Origin of the sequence: Thiohalophilus thiocyanatoxydans (assembly GCF_004366735.1) — a bacterium.
GTDB classification, from domain to species: domain Bacteria; phylum Pseudomonadota; class Gammaproteobacteria; order UBA6429; family Thiohalophilaceae; genus Thiohalophilus; species Thiohalophilus thiocyanatoxydans.
In genome coordinates this window covers 401,001-420,834 of sequence record NZ_SOQX01000002.1, presented here as the reverse complement: position 1 = coordinate 420,834, position 19,834 = coordinate 401,001, and the positions used below count along the sequence as shown (strand labels likewise).

Sequence of the window (19,834 nt, the reverse complement as noted above, 5' to 3'; positions counted from 1 at the left end):
AATTTCAACCATACAATATTAAAACCTCTGTGCCTCCGTACCCAAACGACGGGCATAAACGTATCTGCGATCTCCGCGTTTTCTTTCCCGTCCGTAAAAAAACCCGGTTTATTCCAGATCAACACTGCCAGCAATTGCTTCGCCAGTAGATAGTTTCTGGAAATTAACGCGGAGTTCGCGGAGGCGCGGAGGTATAATTATACAAATGATTTTATGTAAGTTAGTTTTACCGGAACAGAGACAGGGATTTCCTTATAATTTAGCTAACCCTGTTCAAAGTAAGCGTCATCAATCAGACTCAGTAAAGTGATCTGTCCGATGAAGCAAAATTACTTTCTCCGCGCCTCTGCGCCTCCGCGAACTCCGCGTTGTCTTTCCCGCCCCTGAAAAGAGCCGGGTTTGTTCCAGCGGGCCGGGCTTTCGCGTATAATCGGGGCAGTATCATTCACCGGCAAAATCATCGTTTTCTCCGAAGGAGCCCGTTACATGAGCAACAGTTTCAACGCCCGCGCCACGCTGTCCGTGAATGGCCAGGACCATGAAATTTACCGCCTGGATGCGGTTCAGGGCGCCGATCGGCTCCCCTATTCGCTGAAGATTTTGCTGGAAAACCTGTTGCGCCATGAGGACGGCAAGGTGGTCAGCGCCGACGATATCAGGGCGATGGCGGCCTGGGATCCGCAGGCGGAGCCGAGCCAGGAGATCGCCTATACCCCGGCCCGGGTGCTGATGCAGGACTTCACCGGGGTGCCGGCGGTGGTGGATCTCGCTGCCATGCGCGACGCCATGCAAAAACTGGGCGGCGATCCCGAGCGCATCAACCCGCTGCAGCCGGCGGAGCTGGTCATCGACCATTCGGTGCAGATCGACAGTTTCGGCAACAAGGATTCCCTGCGGCTCAACGCCGAGATGGAATACCGTCGCAACCAGGAGCGTTACAGCTTTCTCAAGTGGGGCCAGAAGGCCTTCTCCAACTTCAAGGTGGTGCCGCCGGATACCGGCATCGTGCATCAGGTCAATCTCGAATACCTGGCCCGGGGCATCTTTGCCAAAGAGAACCACGGTGTGCTGCAGGCCTACCCCGATACCCTGGTCGGCACCGACTCGCACACCACCATGATCAACGGCCTGGGCGTGCTGGGCTGGGGTGTGGGCGGCATCGAGGCCGAGGCGGCCATGCTGGGCCAGCCGGTCTCCATGCTGATTCCCCAGGTGGTCGGTTTCCGGCTCAACGGCGCCCTGCCCGAAGGCGCCACTGCCACCGATCTGGTGCTGACCGTGGTCGAGATGCTGCGGGCGCACGGAGTGGTGGGCAAGTTTGTCGAATTCTTCGGCGAGGGACTCGAGCACCTGTCACTGGCCGATCGCGCCACCATCGCCAACATGGCCCCCGAGTACGGCGCCACCTGCGGCATCTTCCCCATCGACGGCGAAACCCTGAAGTACCTGCGCCTCACCGGTCGCGATCAGCAGCAAGTCGATCTGGTGGAAACCTACAGCCGCGAACAGGGGCTGTTCCACGAGCCCGGTCAGCCCGAAGCCGTCTACAGCAGTGTGCTTGAACTCGATATGGCCACGGTCGTCCCCAGTCTGGCCGGGCCCAAACGGCCGCAGGATCGGGTGGCATTGAGTGACAGCAAGCGTGAATTTGAAACCGCGCTCAAGGCGCTCAAGGACGAACGCAAAATCCACAGCAAGCCGGTCACGGCCCATCTGGATGGCGAGGACGTGACCCTGCAGGATGGCAATGTGGTCATCGCCTCGATCACCTCCTGCACCAACACCTCCAACCCGTCGGTGATGATCGCCGCCGGGCTGGTAGCGCGCAAGGCGCACGCACGCGGGCTCAAGGTCAAACCCTGGGTCAAGACCTCGCTGGCACCCGGCTCGCGGGTGGTCACCGGCTACCTCGAACAGGCCGAGCTGATGGACGATCTCGAATCACTCGGTTTTCACGTGGTCGGCTACGGCTGCACCACCTGCATCGGCAACTCCGGTCCCCTGCCCGAGGCGGTCTCCAGAGCCATTGTCGAAGGGGATCTGTCGGTCTGCTCCGTGCTCTCCGGCAACCGCAACTTCGAGGGCCGGGTGCACGCCGAGGTGCGCATGAACTACCTGGCCTCGCCGCCGCTGGTGGTGGTCTACGCCCTGGCCGGGCGCATGGACATCGACGTCTACAACGAGCCGCTGGGCCGGGACGCCGACGGCAACGAGGTTTTCCTCAAGGATGTCTGGCCGACCCAGCAGGAGATCCAGGATCTGATCCTCAACAGCGTCAACAGCGCCGGGTTTACCAGTTCCTATCAGGATGTTTACAACGGCGAGGATGCCTGGCGCGATCTCAGCTCGCCCGAAGGCCAGCTGTTCGACTGGCAGGCCGATTCCACCTATATCCAGAACCCGCCCTACTTCGAGGGCATGACCCGCGAACTGACGCCCGTCAGCGATATCCGCGGCGCGCGCCTGCTGGCCCTGCTGGGCGACTCGGTCACCACCGACCACATCTCCCCGGCCGGGGCCATCAAGGCCGACAGCCCCGCCGGTGAGTACCTGCAGGCCAAAGGCGTGGATCCCAAAGACTTCAACTCGCTGGGCTCGCGGCGCGGCAACCACGAGGTGATGATGCGCGGCACCTTCGCCAACATCCGCCTGCGCAACCTGCTGGCCCCCGGCACCGAAGGGGGCGTCACCCGCCATCTGCCCGACGGCGAGACCATGAGCATCTATGCTGCGGCGATGAAGTACCACGCCGAGCAGGTCCCGCTGGTCGTCATTGCCGGCAAGGAGTACGGCTCCGGCTCCTCCCGCGACTGGGCGGCCAAGGGGCCGCGCCTGCTCGGCGTGCGCGCGGTCATCGCCGAAAGTTACGAACGCATTCACCGCTCCAATCTGATCGGCATGGGCATCCTGCCGCTGCAGTTCAATCCCGGCGACAGCGCCGGCTCCCTCGGCCTCAGCGGCGAGGAGCAGTTCGACATCACCGGCCTGCAGGACGGCACCGCCAAACAGGTGAATGTGACCGCGATCGCCCCCGACGGCCAGGCGATCACTTTCACCGCCCGGGTGCGCATCGACACGCCGCAGGAGATCGAGTACTACCGCAACGGCGGCATCCTGCAGTACGTACTGCGACAGCTCGCTGCCTGAATCCGCGAAACAGCTGGCATCACTTAATCGCTCGATGACACGAGCCGCCCGGTTGAAACCGGGCGGTTTCATGACCATGTAGGGACTAAAGCAACAGGACATCTTGCCGCCAAAGGCAAGTGAATGTCGCAAACCCTTAATCAGGAGGTCAGTGTCGTGCAAAAACCGTCTTACGGACCGAAAATCGGAAGTCATCTGGGCAAGCCGATCTACCAGTCCATCGAGCGCAACGGCCAGCGTTATGAATACGATCGCCTCGCCTGGTGTAATGATGAAGGCTGTCCCCTGGATCAGCTGGCGGCCAACGAGGTGCTGTTCAAACCGGGTCTGATTTACCGCCGGGCGGGTTAAAAGAACGCAACCCAGCGGTCGCAAAGGCCACAGAGTTATTATTTCATTGTGCCCAGACCCCGGGCATAACGATGCCGGGAAAGTCTGTCTACCCGATTCTGTTCATCAACCGTGGCGTTGAAGATGGACAAAATCCGGCTCTGTTTTTCGTGCATTGACGCGATGCCATAGTTTTTCCTCCGGGACTTCCGCACCCCAACAACGAGCATGAATACCCAAACAGCGGGCATAAATCTCCTCCGGGTGAATTTTACGAACAGCGGACAGTGCCCACTGAATCGTGTAAAATAGCGGCTCTGTTTCAAGAGCCCGACAGGAACCCGAATGGAGCTGACCAGCCTGACCGCCGTTTCCCCGATCGACGGCCGATATGCCAGTAAAACCCGTGACTTGCAACCGATCTTCAGCGAGTACGGACTGATCCGTCAGCGTGTGCTGGTCGAGGTGCGCTGGCTGCAACAACTGGCCGCCAGCGACGCCATCCCCGAGGTCCCGCCCTTCTCCGGGCATGCCCGCAATATCCTCGATGCCATCGTTGATGACTTTGCAGTGGACGATGCGCAACGGGTCAAGAATATCGAAAAGACCACCAACCACGACGTCAAGGCGGTGGAGTATTTCCTCAAGGAGAAGATCGCCGGCAATGCCGAGCTGGAAGCGGTCAGCGAGTTCATTCACTTTGCCTGTACCTCGGAAGATATCAATAACCTTGCCTATGCCCTGATGCTGCGCGAGGCGCGCAATCAGGTGTTGTTGCCGCAACTGGATGAACTGATCGACACCTGTCGCGAACTGGCACACCGCTTCGCGGCCATCCCGATGCTCTCGCATACCCATGGCCAGCCCGCCTCGCCGACCACCGTCGGCAAGGAGCTGGCCAACTTTGTCGCCCGTTTCAAACGCCAGCGTCAGCAGATCGCCGCGGTGCCGATGCTGGGCAAAATCAACGGCGCGGTGGGCAACTACAATGCCCATCAGGTGGCCTATCCCGAAGTCGACTGGCCGGCCTTCGCCGAGGCGTTTGTCACCTCGCTGGGACTGGAATGGAATCCCTACACCATCCAGATCGAACCGCACGACTACATTGCCGAGTTTTTCGATGCCATCGCGCGCTTCAATACCGTCTTGCTGGATATGGATCGCGACATCTGGGCCTATATCTCCCTGGGCTTTTTCAAACAAAAGACCGTGGCCGGCGAAGTGGGCTCGTCCACCATGCCGCACAAGGTCAATCCCATCGACTTTGAAAACTCCGAGGGTAATCTGGGCATTGCCAATGCCCTGTTCGATCACCTGGCCGCCAAACTGCCGGTCTCGCGACTGCAACGGGATCTGACCGATTCCACCGTGCTGCGCAATCTGGGCGTCGGTATCGCCCACTCGCTGATCGCCTATCAATCCAGCCTGCGGGGATTGAGCAAACTGGAAGTCCATGAAGCCCGGCTGCAGGCCGTGCTGGATGACAACTGGGAAGTGCTGGGTGAGGCCATCCAGACCGTCATGCGCCGTTACGGAATAGAAAAGCCGTATGAGAAGCTCAAGGAGCTGACCCGTGGCCAGCGCATCACCCCCGAGGGGATGCGTGAGTTCATCCAGCGTCTGGAGATTCCCGAACATGCCAAACAACCGCTGCTGGAGATGACGCCGGCGACCTATATTGGTAACGCCAGCGAACAGGCCAGCGGCGTCTGACCCCGATGGCCATACGCACTCCGCTGGGCCAACTCTCCACTGCCGATTTTTTACAGGACTACTGGCAACAACGCCCCTTGCTGATTCGCCAGGCGTTTCCCGATTTTGTCCCGCCCCTGAATGCGGACGAACTGGCGGGGCTGGCCTGCGAATCCGACATCGAATCGCGTCTGGTGCTGGAAAAAGACGGCCCCGCCCCGTGGCATCTGGAAAACGGGCCGTTCACCCCGCAACGCTTTGCCGAACTCCCCCCAAGCCACTGGACCCTGCTGGTGCAGGATGTGGACAAATACATTCCCGCCGCGGCCGAACTGCTGCAGGCGTTTCGATTTGTTCCCGACTGGCGCATGGATGACATCATGATCAGTTATGCCGCCGATCAGGGCTCGGTGGGGCCGCATGTCGACAATTACGATGTCTTTTTGCTGCAGGCCAGCGGGACCCGGCGCTGGCAGGTCAATACCCGGCCCGTCGCGGCGGAGAACTTCGTGCCCGGCATTGCCCTGAATATTCTGCAACAGTTCGAACCCGAACAGACGTGGTTGCTCGAACCCGGTGACATGTTGTACCTGCCGCCCGGCGTGGCCCACCACGGTATCGCCCAAGGCGAAGGCATGACCCTCTCCGTCGGCTTTCGCGCCCCCTCCTATGCCCAGCTGATCGGCAGCTTTGCCGATGACTACGTGGAAGAAGAGGCGAGCCCGCGCTTTTATACCGATCCCGGCCGTGCCCTGCCCGATCATCCCGCGCACCTGGATAGCGAATCACTGCGCGAATTGCGCGAGATCCTGCGCCTGCGGTTTTTATCCGACACACAACTGGACGAGTGGCTGGGTCGCTTGTTAACCGAGGCCAAACAGGCCGATAGTGTTGTGCCACTGGACAAGCCCTTGAGTCAGCAGGCGGTTGAGCAGGCGCTGGTCCGGCAGTCGGTACTGGTACGCAATCCCTGGGCCCGGCTGCTCTATACCGATGACGGGCAACAGCTCACCCTGTTCGCCGCAGGCCACAGCCTGACCGTGGTGCATGAGCTGTTCGAGCCGCTGCGCTGGTTATGTGATCACGAGGTTTACGATCTCTCGGATGTGCCTCGCTGGGGGGCCGATCCCGCGTTTATCGCCCTGCTGAGTCAGCTGATCAACCTCGGGGTAATCCTGATCGATGAAGCGGACTGAGTTCAATCTCGCACAGCCGACCTTCGCCGAGGCGCGCCCGGCCATCGAAGCCGTCCGCCGGCGGGTCTTTATCGAGGAACAGCAGGTACCCGAGGAACTCGAGTGGGACGGCCAGGATGAGCACGCCAGACATCTGCTGGTGACAGCCGGCGACGGCACCCCGGTGGCCACGGCCCGACTCCTGCCAGAGGGTCACATCGGTCGCATGGCAGTGCTGCCAGCCTGGCGGGGTCAGGGCGTGGGCGCGGCAATGCTCCGACGCCTGCTGGAGATGGCCCGCGAGCAGCACCTGTCCCGGGTATTTTTGAACGCCCAGCTCGGGGCTGAAGGGTTTTATGCCAAAGCCGGATTCCACAGCGAGGGGGAGACCTTCATGGATGCCGGTATCCCGCATAAAAGAATGGTTCTGGAACTGGCCCGGATCGACTAGAATTTTACCATGACACAGATTCACGACACCCCGGCGTTAACCCGTGCCGAGATCGGCGAGCAGACCGGCGAGCTGACGATCGACGACAGCCAGGATAATTATCAGACCCTGCTCAACATGCTCAACAAGGGACGCCGCAGCCTGTCCGTCTACAGCCGGTACCTGGACGGTAAACTCTACGACCAGCAGGAATTCAATGAGGCGTTACGCCGCCTGGCGACGCGTCATCCCCAGTCACGGATCCGCATTCTGATTCGGGATATCGATCCCCTGGTCAAATCGGGCCATCGACTGATCGAACTGTCCCGGCACCTGAGCAGCTCGATGGAAATCCGGGAAATTCACAAGGAGTATGCGAACAATCTCGAAAGCTTTTTTATCGTGGATGAACGGGCGGTACTACACCGCCAGCAGGCGGATCGTTACCAGGGCATTGTTAACTACAACGATCCCAAGCTGGCCCACTACCTGTTGCAGCACTTTAATGAAGTCTGGGATCACAGCCAGGTGCCGACCGACGCGCGTCGGCTCCATTTGTAACATCATTTCACCGCAGAGACGCAGCGTGAAGCCTGTTTTATTCCTGATCAAACGTTTCCTGTTCATGCCGCTGTTATTGGCCGGGCTACTCTGTAGCCCGCCGCTGATCGCCGCGGCGATGGAACTGGACGTAATCGATCTGCGCCATCGCACGGCGGAGGAAGTGGTCCCCATGGTCAAACCGTTTGTCGCCAAAGGCGGTACGGTAAGCGGTACCGATTACAAATTGATTGTTCGCACCACACCACGCAATCATGAAGAGATTCGCCAGCTGCTGGACAAGCTGGACACCGCGCCGCGGGAATTAACTGTGTACGTCTCCACCGATTACCAGGCTATCGAGGCCGAGCAGTCAATTACGGCCCGGGGCCGGCTGGGTAACGGTTCAGTCGAAGCGCGCGCCGAGGCGCCGGACCCGGATAAAAAACGCGGGGTCATTGAGGGTGGCCGGGAAACCGGGGACGGCATCCGCGGCGGGGTCGACCTGTCCCGCTCCCGAACCCGCTCGAAGGCGCCGTCCGCGCAGACCATCCGGGTTCAGGAGGGCCAATGGGCCACCATCCACACCGGTCAGGCCAGGCCGATCCGCGAACAGACCACCAATCCCGACGGCACCGTCACTCGCACGACCCGTTATCACACGGTCCGCCGCGGCGTTCAAATCCGTCCCCGGCTCAATGGCGAACAGGTACAGCTGTTTATTCGTCCGCAACGCGCCGCCGTTAACGACACCCGTAACGGACGGATTGATGTCAGTGGACTGACGACGACCGTGAATACCCGTCTCGGTGAATGGGTGGAACTGGGCGGCACGCATGAAAGCCGGCAAAGCCGGCAGCGCGGTACCACCTACTCCCGTCGAAGTGACAGTGAACGGCGCCAGCGCGTCTTTGTTAAAATCGAACTCCAGCCGTAACTCACGAGGTTGTTGTGAACCAGACTTATTCGATAGCCTATTCCATTTTTCCGGTTTCCCCCGAAGCCCATCTGTTTCGAGTTCGCTGTCGCGTCGATCAACCGGATCCGGACGGCCAGCGACTGAGCATGCCGAACTGGATTCCCGGCAGTTACATGATCCGCGACTTTGCCCGAAACATTGTCTGGCTCAACGCGACTGATCGTAACCATAACCCGGTGACGGTAGAGAAGCGGGACAAGGCACGCTGGCAGGTCGCGCCCTGTGACGGGCCCTTATATATAGAATACGAGGTCTATGCCTGGGATCTGTCGGTGCGCGGCGCGCACCTGGATACCGGCCACGGCTACTTCAATGGCACCAGTGTCTTTATCGCCGTCGACGGCCAGAGCGAGCAACCCTGCCGGGTCGATATTGCCCCGCCGGCGGGCACGGCCTATGAAAACTGGCGGCTCGCCACCACCCTGCCGCGCCTGGATGCGGAGCTGTACCAGTTCGGCAGCTATCTGGCCCGTGACTATGATGAGTTGATCGATCACCCGGTGGAGATGGGCCAGTTCGATCTCGCCTCCTTCGAGGTCGCCGGCACGCCGCATGACATTGTCATCACCGGCAAACACCGCGCCGATCTGCCCCGCCTGTGCCGGGATCTGGAAAAAATCTGCACCACCCACGTCGCTATGTTCGGCGAGCTGCCCCCCATGGAGCGCTACCTGTTTATGGTGATGGCCGTCGGTGAAGGTTACGGTGGACTGGAGCATCGCAGCTCCACCAGCCTGTTATGCAGTCGCGAGGATCTGCCGCAGCCGGGACAGGAAACAATGACCGACAACTATCGCAATTTTCTCGGCCTGTGCAGCCATGAATATTTTCATCTGTGGAATATCAAGCGCATCAAGCCAGCGGTCTTCATGCCCTACGATCTGAGTCGCGAAACCCCGACCCGGCAGTTATGGGCCTTCGAAGGCATCACCTCCTATTACGATGATCTGGCGCTGGTGCGCAGCGCGCTGATCGAGCCGCAAAGTTATCTCCAGCTGCTGGGCCAGACCGTCACCCGCGTCTGGCGCGGCGCGGGACGTTTCAAACAGAGTGTCGCCGACAGCAGCTTCGATGCCTGGAACAAGTTTTACAAACAGGATGAAAGCGCCCCGAATAACATCGTCAGTTATTACAGCAAAGGCGCGTTGATTGCCCTGGCGCTGGATCTGACCCTGCGCCGGGTAACGGATCAACAGCGCTCACTGGACGATCTGATGCGGCGCCTCTGGCAGGAATACGGCAAGGCGGGGATCGGTGTGCCCGAAGGCGGGATCGAACAACTGGCGGCGGATATCGCCGGGCGGGATCTGAGCGAGTTTTTCAGCCGTTATGTCTACGGCACCGAGGATCCGCCATTACAGGAGCTGTTCGCCGATCTGGAGATCGATTTTCAACTGCGCCCCGCACGCAATGCCGATGACAGGGGTGGTGAGCCGGCCGCGGAAGAGATCAGCAACCGGCCCCAACCCTGGCTTGGCGCACGGATCGTCGACGACAATACCGGTGCCCGGCTCAGCCATGTGTTCGACAACGGCCCGGCGCAAAAAGCGGGCCTCTCCGCCGGGGATGTGATCATTGCCTGGGACGGCATCAAGGTCGGCAAAACCAGCCTGGAGCCCCGGCTGGAGAATTACCCGCTTGATACACCCGTCACAATACACGCCTTTCGGCGGGATGAACTGTTTGAAACCCGACTCCGTCTGGAACCGGCGCCGGCCGATACGGTCTATTTAACCTGGCAGGCGGATGCCAGCGCGACACAATCGTCGGCCCGTGCAAACTGGCTGCAACTTGCGGATGAAGCGGCTTCGACAAAACAGGCTGTCAATCAATAAAGCCCCGGGCATTGAATCGCCTGTACGCCCTTATTTTGATAACCGGCATAACAACAACCTGGCACAAAACAACACATGGAACCGACCTACGACCCCTATCAGGACCCCCTCGACAATCTGGTCAAGCTGACCCACATTGTCTATCTGTTGCAGGCATTGGCGTATGTCACGGCAATCACCTATGTCATCGCGGTAATTGTCAATTATGTCAAACTGGATGACGTGCGCGGCACCTGGCTCGAATCCCATTTTCGCTGGCAAATCCGCACTTTCTGGTACGGTCTGCTCGGCTTGATCGTCGGTGCCATCACTTACTTCATTGTGATCGGCTGGCTGATCCTGCTCGCGACTTTTTTCTGGGTGGTGTACCGCATTGTCAAGGGCTGGTTGTACCTGTATGAAAAACGACCAATGACCCCGCCGACAATACCGCCCCAGGCAAGCACCTGAGAGTCGCTTGTGGTATTGTGCGTTGCGTTGCGCCACAGCAAACCTGACAGTTATGTTCACGGCATAAAAACCCGTTGTCTGTAGAAGGATAAAACGCGACCCATGAGTCTGCTGGGACTGGTACTCACAATCTTTGTCGGCAGCATGCTGGCTGCACTGGTCTCCCGCTTCGGGCGACTGCACGCCGCGTGGCTCTCCGGCGTGGTGGTGGTGGTGGCGTTGATCCAGTTGCTGTTTTTGATGACACCGGTCATTGACGGCGAAACCACCATCGAACGCTGGAGCTGGATACCGACGGTGGGGCTGGATCTGGTCTTTCGCCTCGACGGTCTGGGAATGCTGTTTGCCCTGCTGATTCTGGGGATCGGCCTGCTGATCGTCATCTATGCCCGCTACTATCTCTCCGAGCGGGACTGCATGGGACGGTTTTACGCCTATTTGATGCTGTTCATGGGCGCCATGCTGGGCATCGTCCTGTCGGAAAACATCATCCAGCTTTTGATCTTCTGGGAAATGACCAGTCTGTCGTCATTTTTGTTGATCAGTTACTGGCAGGAGCGCAGCGACGCCCGCAACGGCGCGCGCATGGCGCTGGCTATCACCGGCGCCGGCGGCCTGGCGATGTTCGGGGGCTTTGTACTGCTGGGCGAGATGGTCGGCAGTTATGAACTGTCCGTCATCCTGGATTCCGGTGAACTGATTCGCAATCACCCGCAATACCTGACGGTGTTGATCCTGATTCTGCTCGGCGCCTTTACCAAGTCCGCCCAGTTCCCGTTTCACTTCTGGTTGCCCAATGCAATGGCGGCCCCCACCCCGGTCTCCGCCTATCTGCACTCGGCCACCATGGTCAAGGCCGGGGTCTTTTTGCTGGCGCGGTTTTTTCCGGCCCTGTCGAACACCCCGGAGTGGTCCTGGCTGGTGGGCGGCGCCGGGCTGATTACCCTGCTGGTCGGCGCCATCGTCGCGCTGTTCAAACACGATCTCAAGGGACTGCTGGCCTACTCCACCATCAGCCATCTGGGCCTGATCACCTTGCTGTTCGGCATCGGTACCCCGCTGGCGGCGGTGGCCGGGGTGTTCCATATCATCAATCACGCCATCTTCAAGGCGTCGCTGTTCATGGCCGCCGGGATCATCGATCACGAAGCCGGCTCGCGCGACATGCGCCAGCTCAACGGCCTGTGGAAGTACATGCCGCATACCGCCCTGCTGGCGATGGTGGCGGCCGGGGCCATGGCCGGGGTGCCCCTGCTCAACGGGTTCCTCTCCAAGGAGATGTTCTTTGCCGAGGCGGTCAGCGCCGCCACCTATCTGCAACTGGGCTGGATACTGCCCGCGCTGGTGACGCTGTCGGGGATTTTCGCCTTCGCCTATTCCATTCGCTTTATTCACGATGTGTTTTTCAACGGCGAGCCGATCGGGCTGCCCAAAACGCCTCACGAACCCCCGCGCTGGATGAAAGTGCCCGTGGAGATGCTGGTGGCGTTGTGCTTGCTGGTGGGGATCCTGCCGACCCTGACCGTCGAACCGCTGTTGCGCATTGCCGCCGGCGGGGTGCTGCAGGCACCGCTGCCGTATTTTGATCTGGCCATCTGGCACGGTCTCAGCCCGGCACTGTTGATGAGCCTCATCGCCCTGATCGGCGGCTTGCTGGTATACAGCCTGCGTTACCCGCTGTTTCGCTTGCATGATCGTTTCGAGCCCTATGTTCAGGCCAGCAAGGTATTCGACGCCCTGCTGCGCGCGCTCCACGCCCTGGCAGCCGCGATTACCCGGCACACCGATATCGGCTCCCTGCAACGCATGCTGGCCTGGTTTGTATTCAGCGCGCTGGTGCTGGGGATCAGCGGCTTTGCGGCCGGTGACGGTATCCTGCGCGGCCCGCGCACTACGCTGCCGCTCGATGGCGTCAGTCTGGTCGCCGCGGCGGGCGTCATTGCCGCCGCGCTGGCAACCGTGCTGCTGCATCGTCGACGGCTGTTGAGTCTGATCGTGATGGGCGCGGTGGGGCTGATCGTGGCGCTGATTTTCGTCAAATTCTCTGCCCCGGATCTGGCCCTGACCCAGCTCTCGGTGGAGGTGGTCACCATCGTCCTGCTGCTGCTGGCCCTCTACTACCTGCCCCAGCGGCAACTCCCGGAATCCGGGCTGTGGCGCCGCGCTCGCGATGGGCTGCTGGCGCTGGCCGCCGGCGGCGGCGCCGCCCTGTTGAGCTGGGCGGTGTTGACCCGGCCCTTTACCAGCATCTCCGACTACTTTCTCGACAACAGCGTCAGCGGGGGCGGTGGCACCAATGTGGTCAACGTGATCCTGGTCGACTTCCGTGGCTTTGATACCCTCGGCGAGATCACGGTCCTGGCGCTGGCGGCACTGGGGATCTACGCCATGCTGGAGCATCTGAGCCTGAGCGGGCCCACGGTCGATCGCCGCGGCCGGCCGTGGGATCGGGACGTCCACCCCGCCATCATGGGCTCCCTGACCCGGATATTGCTGCCCATGGCCCTGCTGGTCTCACTGTTTATTCTGCTGCGCGGGCACAATCTGCCCGGTGGCGGTTTCATCGCCGGGCTGGTGACCGCCGTGGCGCTGATCACCCAGTATCTGGCCAACGGCGTTCGCTGGACCCAGGCGCGCCTGCCCGCCAACATGCACCCGGTGATCGGCGTCGGGCTGTTGCTGGCCACCCTCACCGGGCTGGGCAGCTGGTGGTTCGGCTATCCGTTTTTGACTTCCACCTTCAGTCATATGCACTGGCCGATCGTCGGCGAGTTTGAACTGGCCTCGGCCATGCTGTTCGATCTGGGCGTTTATCTGACCGTGGTCGGCGCCACCTTGCTGATTCTGATCTTTATCGGCATGTTGCACAGCGGCGATGATACGGAACACAAACCCGCCGGAGAGTCAGCCTGATGGAAGCACTGTTATCGCTGATCATCGGTGTGCTGACCGCCTGCGGCGTCTATCTGATGCTGCGCGGACGCAGCTTTCCGGTGGTACTGGGACTGACCCTGCTCTCCTATGCGGTCAACGTCTTTCTGTTCGCCATGGGCCGGCTGACCATCGGGCAACCGCCGATCATTCGCGAGGGTATCAGCCAGTATACCGATCCCCTGCCCCAGGCCCTGGTGCTCACCGCCATTGTCATCAGTTTCGGTATGACCGCCTTTGCCATCGTGCTGGCCCTCAAAGCGCGCGCGGAACTGGGCAATGATCACGTGGACGGGCGCGAGTCATGACGACCCATCTGGTTATCGCACCCATCCTTCTGCCGCTGTTAAGCGGCATCCTGTTGCTCCTGCTGCGCCGGATCACAGTCCGCTGGCAACGGGGCCTCGGTCTGCTGGCCCTGCTGGCCCAGGTGAGCGTGGCCGTGATCCTGTTACAGCACGTGCTCGACGGACCGCTGCAGGTCTATGCACTGGGCAACTGGCAGGCCCCCTTCGGTATCGTCCTGGTCGCCGATCCGCTCGCCGCCTGGATGGTGCTCATCACCGCCCTGCTGGGCCTGTTCGCCCTGCTCTATGCCTGCCAGGGGGCGGATCGGGCCGGACGCCATTTTCATGTGCTGTTTCAGCTGCAACTGTTCGGTCTGCAGGGGGCGTTTCTGACCGGGGATCTGTTCAACCTGTTCGTCTTTTTCGAGATCCTGCTGCTCGCCTCCTACGGGCTCTTGCTGCATGGCAGCGGCCCGCAACGAACCCGCGCCGGCCTTCACTTTGTGGTCATCAACCTGGCCGGCTCCACGCTGTTTCTGTTTGCCGTCGGCACCCTGTACGGCGTCTTCGGTACGCTCAACATGGCCGATCTGGCTGTGCAGATCCGTCAGGTCACCCCGGAGCAGATCGGGCTGGTGCGCCTGGCCGGGCTGCTGCTGTTCGGGGTGTTCGCGCTCAAGGCAGCGCTGGTGCCGCTTCACCTCTGGTTGCCGGCGGCCTACTCGGCCGCCACCGCCCCGGTGGCGGCGCTGTTCGTGATCATGACCAAGGTCGGCGCCTACGGCATCTTGCGCCTGGACACCCTGCTCTATGGTCAGGGAGCCGCCGCGGACCTGCTCGATGCCTGGCTGTTGCCGCTGGCCCTGACCACCCTGGTACTGGGGACCCTGGGTGTAATGGCCAGCACCGCCCTGCGCCGGCAGATCGCCTGGCTGGTGGTCCTCTCGGTCGGCAGCCTGCTCACCGCCTTTGCCCTGGGCGGCGTCAACGGGATTGCCGCCGGCCTCTATTATCTGCCGCATACCTGCTTTGCCGGCGGCGCCTTCTTCCTGCTGGCCGACAGCATTGCCCGGCGCCGCGTGGACGCCGGGGATCGGTTTGCCCCCAATGGGGTCCTGGTGGATCGCCGGCTGCTCGGCGGGCTCTTTTTCATTCTCGCCCTGCTGGTGGCCGGGCTGCCGCCGCTGTCAGGCTTTGTGGGCAAGTTCCTGATCCTGCGCGCGGCGCTGGACAGCCCGGCCATCGCCTGGGTACTGGCGATCGTGCTCGGTGGCGGCCTGTTGACCATCATTGCCCTGGCGCGCTCGGGCAGCGTGCTCTTCTATCGTTCGGTGCCCGGTGACAACCCCGCTGAGAAGCGGTCTCAAGCCGCGCGGCGTTTGAGCACGGAACTGCTCCCGGTCGGCGGCCTGGTGCTGTTGTGTCTCGTCCTGGTGATCGGCGCCGGGCCGGTGGACGCCGTGACCCGCACTATTGCCGAACAACTGCTGCAGCCGGAGATCTATATTCGCGCGGTCCTGGGAGGAAGCGGCACATGAGACAACGTCTGTTACCCCATCCCGTACTGACCCTGGTGCTGGCGCTGATCTGGCTGCTGCTGGTCAACAGCTTTGCCCCCGGCCATCTGCTGCTGGGGTTGCTGCTGGGCTGGGCGATCCCGCTGTTTACCCGTCACTTCTGGCCGGAGAAGGTGCGCATCGCCCGGCCCCTGGTGCTGTTCAAATTCATTGTCATCGTGCTGTTCGATATCATCGTGGCCAACCTGATCGTGGCGGCGCTGATTCTCGGCCGGCCGAAGAAACTGCGCCCCGTCTTTGTCGAGCTGCCGCTGGATCTGCGCAACGAACTGGCCATCAGCATGCTGGCCAACACCATCACCCTGACCCCGGGCACCGTGTCGGTACAACTGGCCGAAGATCACAGCCATCTGCTGGTCCACGCCCTGCATGAAACCGACAGCGAGGCGCTGGTGAAAAAGATCAAACAGCGTTATGAAGCGCCGTTAAAGGAGGTGTTCGAACCATGATCGAAACCGTCATTCCCATCGCCTTTACCCTGGTGGCACTGGCCGTGGTGCTCAACTTCTGGCGGCTACTGTTCGGGCCGGATGCCCCGGATCGGATTCTGGCGCTGGACACCCTGTATGTGAACACCATCGCCCTGCTGGTGCTGTTCGGTATTTACTCCGCCAGCAACATCTATTTCGAAGCGGCCCTGCTGATCGCCCTGATGGGCTTTGTCGGCACGGTGGCACTGAGCAAATACCTGTTACGCGGCGACATCATCGAGTAACCGTATGATTGAATACATCATCTCAGCATTGATACTGATTGGCGCGCTGTTCACCTTCATCGGCTCGCTGGGCCTGGTGCGTCTGAAAGACTTCTATACCCGCCTGCACGGCCCCACCAAGGCCACCACCCTCGGCGTCGGCAGCCTGCTGTTCGCCTCGGCGCTCTATTTCAGCCGCGGCGGTGAACTGAGCATGCACGAGATCCTGGTCACCCTGTTCCTGTTCATCACCGCCCCGGTCAGCGCCCACCTGCTCGCCAAAGCCGCCCTGCACCTGCAACTGCGCTCCCTTGCCGAACCGCCGGAAGCTGAAAGCAAAAGAGATTAACGCAGAGGCGCAAAGGCGCAGAGGAACGCAAAGAAAATGATTTATAAATCAAATCATGATTTATTCCATTTTCTTAAATTCTGCAGAATTAGCAATCCGTCAGGAAGCAGAACTGTCGTATCAGAGTATTAATACTTACTCTATAAACCGACAGGATGTCATGGATGAGTTGCCGGATCCTGTTTAGATAGATTAATTATTTATTCCTCTGCGTATCTCTGCGCCTTTGCGCCTCTGCGTTGAGATCTTTTAGTCTCTGACATCAAAATAGTGCAGGCTGAAGAGCTGATCGGGATCGGTCCAGACCTGGCGGCTGGTGAAGCCGGCGCGCCCGGCCAGGTCGGTGAATTCCTCGACGGTATATTTGTAGGAGCTTTCGGTGTGGATCGACTCGTCCTTGTCGAAATGGAATTGCTGATCGCCGATTTTCAGCGTCTGCGCCCGCTGGCTAATCAGATGCATCTCTACCCTGCCCTGATCTTCATTGTAAAAAGCATGATGCCTGAATAAAGCCGGATCGAGTTCAGCGTTGAGTTCCCGCTGTATGCGGTGCAATAAATTCAGATTAAACGCCGCGGTCACACCCTCACTGTCGTTATAGGCGGCATTGAGAATCGCCGGATCTTTTTTCATATCCACGCCAATTAACAGGCTCCCCTGATCACCGGCCACATTATGCAGGTTACGCAGGAACACTTCTGCCTGCCCGGGATCGAAGTTACCGATACTGGAACCCGGAAAGAAAATCAGTCGTCGGCCGTCGTCCGGACACCAGGGCAAATTCAATGGCGCGGTGAAGTCCACACAGGCGGCATACACATCCAGCCAGGGGTAATCATTCGCCACCTGTTCGGCGGCCTGAAAAAGAAAGTCTCGGGAGATATCCATTGGTAAATACGCGGCGGGCTGCAGTTGATCCAGCAGTAGCCTGACCTTGTCGCTGTTACCGCTGCCCGGCTCGATCAACAGACACTGCTCGCCGATCAGCTCGGCAATCTCCGCCGCGTGGGTTTGCAGCAACTGTTGTTCGGTGCGGGTCGGATAATACTCCTCGGTACGGCAAATGGCGTCGAACAGTTCCGAGCCCCGCTCGTCATAAAAAAACTTGGGCGAGATGCACCGGGGCCGCTGTTGCAGTCCGCTGAGTACTTCGCCGAAAAAATCGGCCATAAGCGGATGTTCATCATAAAAACGAATCCGCGTTTGCGGTATGCCCGACATCAGAGATCCTCCGCGAGGCGAAACCCGCTGAACTGCCATTGATCGGCGGGGTATAAAAAGTTGCGATAGGTGCGGCGAATATGATCGGCCGGGGTGACGCAGGAGCCGCCTTTGAGCACATACTGGCCGCACATGAATTTGCCGTTGTATTCGCCCAGCGCGCCCCCGGCCTGCCGGTAGCCGGGATAAGGCCCGTAGGCGCTCTGGGTCCATTCCCAGACGTCGCCGTACATCTTGCTCAGGCCGGTTGCGATCGTATCCGGCGCGAGCGGTTGCAGATAACCGCTGCTGCGCAGATTGCCCTCGACGGGCAGATTCTCCGCCGCGGTCTCCCACTCCGCCTCGGTCGGCAGACGCTTGCCGGCCCAGCTGGCATAGGCGTCGGCTTCGAAATAATTGACATGTGCCACCGGCGCATGGGGATCGACCGGCTGCATGCCGCCCAGGGTATAGTGCCACCACTGACCGTCGCGGTTCTCCCAGTACAGCGGGCCGTGGAATTGGCCGGCTTTGATCGCGGCCCAGCCGTCGGCCAGCCATAACTCCGGGCGTTGATAACCGCCGTCTTCAATGAAGTCGATGTATTCGCCGTTGCTGATCGGGCGCGCGGCGATTCGAAACGGCGATTGCCAGATATCGTGCCGGGGACGCTCGTTATCAAAGGCAAAGCCATGCTCTTCGGCGCCGAGTTTTTTCAACCCGCCGGTAACGCGGATGAACGTGAGCGGTTGCGCCATCCCTTCTGGCAGATCACATTCGCGGTAGGCGGGACGCAGGGGGTTCATACCAAGGATATGTTTGATATCGGTGAGCAACAGCTCCTGGTGTTGCTGTTCGTGATGCAGCCCGGTGAGAAGACGTTCGCGGATTCGGGTGTCGGCTTCGGCACGGCCCGAGTCGATCAGCTGCAACATCGCCGCGTCGACATGTGCACGATAGGCATCGATCTCCTCGACGGTGGGACGCGATAACAGCCCGCGCTGCGAACGGGGATGATAGACCCCGACCTGTTCGTAATAGGAGTTGAACAGCCGCACATACTCGGGATGAAATTCCCGGTAATCCTCGCCATACGGTTTGAGCAAAAAGGTTTCAAAAAACCAGCTGACGTGCGCCAGATGCCATTTGGGCGGGCTGACGTCAGGCATGGTCTGTACGCCGTAATCCTCGATAAACAGCGGCTCACAAATCAGCTCGCTGGTCTTGCGCACCCGTTGATAGGCCGAGCGCAATTCCTGGCTGTCTGTTTGCGGCGCGATGGGTTCCATCGAGGCGACCATATAAATCCCCTGCTGTCGTTATCTGTTTATCGAAAGCTATTCCGGATGAACATTACCATCGAATCATGCCAAACGACAGCTCAGGTTCCAGTACGGGGATCGGATTGTAACAACTTTAACAATTTGCCGTTTTTATCCAGCTTGCGCAGTTCGTCATACCCGCCGATATGGCGATCGCCGATGAATATCTGCGGTACCGTTTCCCGTTTGCTGCGTTTGAGCATCTCGCGCAACCTGCCTTTGGCCAGATCCACCCGGATCTTCTCAAAACGAATCTTGCGTTTGCGCAACAGTTGCTCGGCGCGCTGACAATAGGGACAGGCTTTGGTGCAGTACATTTGAACCCGGATCATGCCTGTGTCTCATCCCCGTCCGGCGGCAGATAGCGGATGTTGGTGATATCGATCGCCTCGAAGTGCTCATGCAGCCAGCGCCAGGTCATGCGCTCGGCCATCTTGATGGCGGTTTCGGGGGTATCCCGATGGCGGATCGAGGTGGCGATCAGGGTCAGCTTGACCTGATCCGGGGTGAAATGCTCGCCCAGACGCAGCAGGGCATTGTTCTGGCCGGGGCGCACGGTAGGCATGGTGTAGGCCAGTGCCTGAATGGACTCAAAGCGGAGATTGGAAAACACCGGTCGCAGACGAGTCTTGATCTCTTCACGCACCAGGCCGGTGACCAGCCAGGTCATACTCTCCACCGCATTGAGCAGATCCGGCTCCACGCCACCGTGTTCGAGAAAATAATCCAGCGCCGGGTAATAGCCCAGATCATGCTGCTGGGCATAGCGTGCCACCTCGCGCGCCAGCTCTTCGCCGACCACCGCCGGATTGGCGACCATGTGCTGTTCCAGGACCTCCAGAGGCACCTTGACGACCAGCGACAGTGCGACGCGAGAGAACTTCAGTCCCATCGGA

Annotated in this window: 19 protein-coding genes; 15 read left to right on the top strand and 4 right to left on the bottom strand. The window is 60.2% G+C overall.

The window, feature by feature from the left end; genetic code table 11:
- The first annotated feature begins 486 nt into the window (after window positions 1-486).
- The 15 genes from acnA to EDC23_RS05605 all read left to right on the top strand — a co-directional run bounded on the left by acnA (window position 487) and on the right by EDC23_RS05605 (window position 16,416).
- On the top strand, window positions 487-3,147 hold the full coding sequence (gene acnA / locus EDC23_RS05670) for an aconitate hydratase AcnA (RefSeq protein ID WP_134082035.1): 2,661 nt from the start codon (window positions 487-489) through the stop codon (window positions 3,145-3,147).
- A gap of 123 nt (window positions 3,148-3,270) precedes the next feature.
- Entirely contained in the window at window positions 3,271-3,498 is a 228-nt protein-coding gene (locus EDC23_RS05665; RefSeq protein WP_134082034.1) for a hypothetical protein, read from the top strand.
- A 324-nt stretch (window positions 3,499-3,822) separates the two neighbouring features.
- Entirely contained in the window at window positions 3,823-5,190 is a 1,368-nt protein-coding gene (gene purB / locus EDC23_RS05660) for an adenylosuccinate lyase (protein WP_134082032.1), read from the top strand.
- Between the two features lie 5 nt (window positions 5,191-5,195).
- Window positions 5,196-6,365: a ribosomal protein uL16 3-hydroxylase gene (locus tag EDC23_RS05655; RefSeq protein WP_134082030.1), complete on the top strand. Its 1,170-nt coding sequence runs from the start codon at window positions 5,196-5,198 to the stop codon at window positions 6,363-6,365.
- Complete coding sequence (locus EDC23_RS05650; protein ID WP_134082028.1) at window positions 6,352-6,795, top strand: GNAT family N-acetyltransferase; 444 nt, start codon at window positions 6,352-6,354, stop codon at window positions 6,793-6,795. The genes EDC23_RS05655 and EDC23_RS05650 overlap by 14 nt, the downstream gene beginning before the upstream one ends.
- 9 nt (window positions 6,796-6,804) lie before the next feature.
- Window positions 6,805-7,335, top strand: a complete 531-nt coding sequence (locus EDC23_RS14095) for a DUF7931 domain-containing protein (protein WP_166668780.1) — start codon at window positions 6,805-6,807, stop codon at window positions 7,333-7,335.
- 25 nt (window positions 7,336-7,360) lie between these two features.
- Entirely contained in the window at window positions 7,361-8,251 is an 891-nt protein-coding gene (locus EDC23_RS05645; protein WP_166668779.1) for a secretin N-terminal domain-containing protein, read from the top strand.
- A gap of 14 nt (window positions 8,252-8,265) precedes the next feature.
- Window positions 8,266-10,128 (top strand): M61 family metallopeptidase, encoded by a 1,863-nt coding sequence (locus EDC23_RS05640; RefSeq protein WP_208321291.1) that lies wholly within the window; start codon window positions 8,266-8,268, stop codon window positions 10,126-10,128.
- Window positions 10,129-10,203: 75 nt separating this feature from the next.
- Window positions 10,204-10,578: a DUF4870 family protein gene (locus tag EDC23_RS05635; RefSeq protein ID WP_134082025.1), complete on the top strand. Its 375-nt coding sequence runs from the start codon at window positions 10,204-10,206 to the stop codon at window positions 10,576-10,578.
- A gap of 102 nt (window positions 10,579-10,680) precedes the next feature.
- Window positions 10,681-13,491 carry a monovalent cation/H+ antiporter subunit A gene (locus EDC23_RS05630; RefSeq protein ID WP_134082023.1) on the top strand — a complete coding sequence of 937 codons (2,811 nt, stop codon included), beginning with the start codon at window positions 10,681-10,683 and terminating at the stop codon, window positions 13,489-13,491.
- Window positions 13,491-13,817, top strand: coding sequence for a Na+/H+ antiporter subunit C (locus EDC23_RS05625; RefSeq protein WP_134082021.1), 327 nt, complete (start codon window positions 13,491-13,493; stop codon window positions 13,815-13,817). Before EDC23_RS05630 ends, EDC23_RS05625 begins: the two co-directional genes overlap by 1 nt.
- Window positions 13,814-15,334 carry a monovalent cation/H+ antiporter subunit D gene (locus tag EDC23_RS05620; RefSeq protein WP_134082018.1) on the top strand — a complete coding sequence of 507 codons (1,521 nt, stop codon included), beginning with the start codon at window positions 13,814-13,816 and terminating at the stop codon, window positions 15,332-15,334. The genes EDC23_RS05625 and EDC23_RS05620 overlap by 4 nt, the downstream gene beginning before the upstream one ends.
- Entirely contained in the window at window positions 15,331-15,822 is a 492-nt protein-coding gene (locus EDC23_RS05615; RefSeq protein ID WP_134082016.1) for a Na+/H+ antiporter subunit E, read from the top strand. Before EDC23_RS05620 ends, EDC23_RS05615 begins: the two co-directional genes overlap by 4 nt.
- Window positions 15,819-16,088: a K+/H+ antiporter subunit F gene (locus EDC23_RS05610; protein WP_134082014.1), complete on the top strand. Its 270-nt coding sequence runs from the start codon at window positions 15,819-15,821 to the stop codon at window positions 16,086-16,088. The genes EDC23_RS05615 and EDC23_RS05610 overlap by 4 nt, the downstream gene beginning before the upstream one ends.
- 4 nt (window positions 16,089-16,092) lie before the next feature.
- Window positions 16,093-16,416, top strand: coding sequence for a Na+/H+ antiporter subunit G (locus tag EDC23_RS05605; RefSeq protein ID WP_134082012.1), 324 nt, complete (start codon window positions 16,093-16,095; stop codon window positions 16,414-16,416).
- A gap of 249 nt (window positions 16,417-16,665) precedes the next feature.
- Here EDC23_RS05605 and egtD read toward each other — a convergent pair whose 3' ends face one another.
- From egtD to EDC23_RS05585, 4 genes are all read right to left on the bottom strand, one after another.
- Window positions 16,666-17,637, bottom strand: coding sequence for an L-histidine N(alpha)-methyltransferase (gene egtD / locus EDC23_RS05600; RefSeq protein WP_243830721.1), 972 nt, complete (start codon window positions 17,635-17,637; stop codon window positions 16,666-16,668).
- Window positions 17,637-18,917, bottom strand: coding sequence for an ergothioneine biosynthesis protein EgtB (gene egtB, locus EDC23_RS05595; RefSeq protein WP_134082010.1), 1,281 nt, complete (start codon window positions 18,915-18,917; stop codon window positions 17,637-17,639). Before egtB ends, egtD begins: the two co-directional genes overlap by 1 nt.
- A gap of 80 nt (window positions 18,918-18,997) precedes the next feature.
- Window positions 18,998-19,270: a glutaredoxin 3 gene (grxC, locus tag EDC23_RS05590; protein WP_166668778.1), complete on the bottom strand. Its 273-nt coding sequence runs from the start codon at window positions 19,268-19,270 to the stop codon at window positions 18,998-19,000.
- A complete protein-coding gene (locus EDC23_RS05585; protein ID WP_134082008.1) occupies window positions 19,267-19,830 on the bottom strand; it encodes a hypothetical protein in 564 nt (187 codons plus the stop codon). The genes grxC and EDC23_RS05585 overlap by 4 nt, the downstream gene beginning before the upstream one ends.
- Between the last annotated feature and the right edge of the window lie 4 nt (window positions 19,831-19,834).

Coding starts and splice junctions, on each gene's coding strand:
- egtB (WP_134082010.1), bottom strand. CDS start 18,917: ATGGTCGCCTCGATGGAACCCATCGCGCCGCAAACAGACAGCCAGGAA.
- purB (WP_134082032.1), top strand. CDS start 3,823: ATGGAGCTGACCAGCCTGACCGCCGTTTCCCCGATCGACGGCCGATAT.
- EDC23_RS05620 (WP_134082018.1), top strand. CDS start 13,814: ATGACGACCCATCTGGTTATCGCACCCATCCTTCTGCCGCTGTTAAGC.
- EDC23_RS05665 (WP_134082034.1), top strand. CDS start 3,271: ATGTCGCAAACCCTTAATCAGGAGGTCAGTGTCGTGCAAAAACCGTCT.
- acnA (WP_134082035.1), top strand. CDS start 487: ATGAGCAACAGTTTCAACGCCCGCGCCACGCTGTCCGTGAATGGCCAG.
- EDC23_RS05585 (WP_134082008.1), bottom strand. CDS start 19,830: ATGGGACTGAAGTTCTCTCGCGTCGCACTGTCGCTGGTCGTCAAGGTG.
- EDC23_RS05650 (WP_134082028.1), top strand. CDS start 6,352: ATGAAGCGGACTGAGTTCAATCTCGCACAGCCGACCTTCGCCGAGGCG.
- EDC23_RS05610 (WP_134082014.1), top strand. CDS start 15,819: ATGATCGAAACCGTCATTCCCATCGCCTTTACCCTGGTGGCACTGGCC.
- grxC (WP_166668778.1), bottom strand. CDS start 19,270: ATGATCCGGGTTCAAATGTACTGCACCAAAGCCTGTCCCTATTGTCAG.
- EDC23_RS05605 (WP_134082012.1), top strand. CDS start 16,093: ATGATTGAATACATCATCTCAGCATTGATACTGATTGGCGCGCTGTTC.
- EDC23_RS05615 (WP_134082016.1), top strand. CDS start 15,331: ATGAGACAACGTCTGTTACCCCATCCCGTACTGACCCTGGTGCTGGCG.
- egtD (WP_243830721.1), bottom strand. CDS start 17,637: ATGTCGGGCATACCGCAAACGCGGATTCGTTTTTATGATGAACATCCG.
- EDC23_RS05625 (WP_134082021.1), top strand. CDS start 13,491: ATGGAAGCACTGTTATCGCTGATCATCGGTGTGCTGACCGCCTGCGGC.
- EDC23_RS05635 (WP_134082025.1), top strand. CDS start 10,204: ATGGAACCGACCTACGACCCCTATCAGGACCCCCTCGACAATCTGGTC.
- EDC23_RS05655 (WP_134082030.1), top strand. CDS start 5,196: ATGGCCATACGCACTCCGCTGGGCCAACTCTCCACTGCCGATTTTTTA.
- EDC23_RS05630 (WP_134082023.1), top strand. CDS start 10,681: ATGAGTCTGCTGGGACTGGTACTCACAATCTTTGTCGGCAGCATGCTG.
- EDC23_RS14095 (WP_166668780.1), top strand. CDS start 6,805: ATGACACAGATTCACGACACCCCGGCGTTAACCCGTGCCGAGATCGGC.